Genomic DNA, 2,293 nt, shown 5'->3' with positions numbered 1-2,293 from the left:
TCCGCCGATCCTCGGCGGAGAGATCAGATTACCGAGCGCGGTGCTTCTTGGACAGCGTGTGATCACCACGAGCCAATGCGTGCTCAGGACGCCGGGACCTCGCGGAGGGCGCCGAGGACTCGGCGGTGCGTGAGCCAGCCGGAGAGTTCGCGACCGGACTCGTCGAGCACCGGCAGCGCGCCGCCGGGCGCCGAGGCCAGCGCGTCCAGCGCCTCGGCGAGCGTGGCGCGGTCGGTGATCAGCGGTGGGAGTTCGGCCAGATCACCGGTGAGCCTGCGAGGGTCCTCGCCGCCCGGTTCGAGCCGCTGCGCGCCCAACGCTTGCGCGACCGCCCGGGTCGTCACGCAGCCCCGGTACTCGCCGTCCGGGTCGACCACCGGCAGCACGCCGTATCCGGACAACGCGAGCTGTTGCGCGGCATCGGAGAGCTCCGCTTCGGCGCGCAACGCCTCCGGCAACGGCTGCACCACCCCGTGCACGCCGCGGCTCGTCAACGGCCAGGTCGCGCGGCTGGCCTCCAGGTCGACGCCGCGGCGCCGCAGCTTCAGCGTGTAGATCGTGCCCTTGCTCATCGCGCGGCTGACCAGCGTCGCGATCACGATCGCCGCCATCAGCGGCAGGATGATCGAGTACTCGCCGGTGAGCTCGAACAGCACGATCACGGCCGTGATCGGCGCCCGCGCCGCCCCGGCGAAGGCAGCCCCCATGCCGATCATCCCGTAGACACCGGGTGCCGCCGTCGCGCCCGGCATCAGCTCGTGCACCACCGCGCCGAACGCGGTGCCCGCCATGCCGCCGATGAACAACGACGGCGCGAACACCCCGCCGGAACCGCCGACGCCGATCGTCAGGCTCGTGGCGAGCATCTTGCCGACCACCAGCAGCAGCAGGAAAGCGACCGCGTACTTCCCGCCGATGGCGTTCTGCAGCACCGGGTAGCCCACGCCGTACATCTCCGGCAGCACCAGCAGGATGCCGCCGACCAGCAGCCCACCGACCGCCGGGCGCAGCCACTCCGGCCCGCGCCACAACCGGTCGCAGAGGTCCTCGACCAGGTACAGCACCCGGCTGAACCCGATCCCGAGCGCGCCCGCGAGCACGCCCAGCAGCACGATCAGCAGGTACTCGTGCGAACCCGTCAGCGACAGCTTCGGCAGCTCCAGGAACGCCTCGTTGCCCAGCACGGCCCTGCCGATGACGCTGGCGGTCACGCTGGCGACGACCACGGCGGCGAACGAGTCCACCGCGAAGCTGCTCAGTATCAGCTCCATCGCGAAGAACGGGCCGGTCAGCGGCGCGTTGAAGGTCGCGGCGATGCCGCCTGCCGCGCCGCAGGCGACCAGCACCCGCAGCCGCGACTCCGGCAGCCGCACCCTGCGGCCGAGCGAGGAACCGAGCGCGGAGCCGATCTGCACGATCGGCCCTTCGCGGCCGACCGAGCCGCCGGAGCCGATGCACAGCGCGGAGGCGAGCGCCTTGACGAAGCTGACCTTCGCCGGGATGCGGCCGCCGTGCTCGGCGACCGCGTACATCACTTCCGGCACCCCGTGCCCGCGCGCTTCCGGCGCGAACCGCTGCACCAGCGGCCCGTACACGAGTCCCGCGATGACCGGGGTGACCAGCACGAACCACGGCCCGAGCGCGGGCAGCCACGGGTGCGCCGCCCCGCCCGCGACGGAGTAGTCGGCGGTTCCGGACAGCAGCCGGGTGAACGACTGCACCAGCCAGCGGAACACGATCGCGCCGAGTCCGGCGCCGACGCCGATGACCACGGCGAGCGCGACCAGACCGGACGTCCGCTCCCGCAGCCACGTCCCGATTCCGTGGCGGTCAGGCAGTGCGGGACGGCGGGATTCGTACGTCGCAACCACTCTTGCATGATGCAACAGTTGCCCATGGCACGAAATGTAAGATGCGGAACACCGGGCAGCACCGGCCCGGCGGCGGCTCCGGTACAACGGAGCCCATGCCCCGCCCCGACGTCGACGACGAGCTGCCGGTCGAGGACATCGACGCGGTCACCGACGCGATGCTCACCGCATCCCGGCTGCTGGTGGCCGCCTCCGCGCGCTCCATCGCCGCGGTGGACGACTCGCTCACGCTGCCGCAGTTCCGGCTGCTGGTGGCGCTGCACGGACGCGGCCCGCTCAAGCACGCGGCGGTGGCCGAGCTGCTGGGCGTGAACCCGTCCACGGTCACCAGGATGATCAACCGGCTGGTCACGTCGGGCCTGGTGGACCGGCAGGTCAGCCCCACCTCGCGGCGGGAGAGCGCGGTGTCGGTGACCGCGGCC

Annotated in this window: 2 protein-coding genes; one reads left to right on the top strand and one right to left on the bottom strand. The window is 72.1% G+C overall.

All coding sequences use genetic code 11. The annotated features are described in order from the left end of the window. Positions 1-83: 83 nt before the first annotated feature. Entirely contained in the window at positions 84-1,871 is a 1,788-nt protein-coding gene (locus IJH84_RS25355; protein ID WP_295149845.1) for a chloride channel protein, read from the bottom strand. A gap of 95 nt (positions 1,872-1,966) precedes the next feature. Here IJH84_RS25355 and IJH84_RS25350 point away from each other — a divergent pair. Continuing rightward, on the top strand, positions 1,967-2,293 hold a 327-nt coding region (locus tag IJH84_RS25350), incomplete at its 3' end, for a MarR family transcriptional regulator (RefSeq protein WP_295149844.1).

It is taken from the genome of Saccharopolyspora sp., assembly GCF_017434145.1.
GTDB classification, from domain to species: domain Bacteria; phylum Actinomycetota; class Actinomycetes; order Mycobacteriales; family Pseudonocardiaceae; genus Saccharopolyspora_C; species Saccharopolyspora_C galaxeae.
The sequence above is the reverse complement of the archived record's forward strand: the minus strand, read 5'-3'. Positions and strand labels throughout refer to the sequence as shown.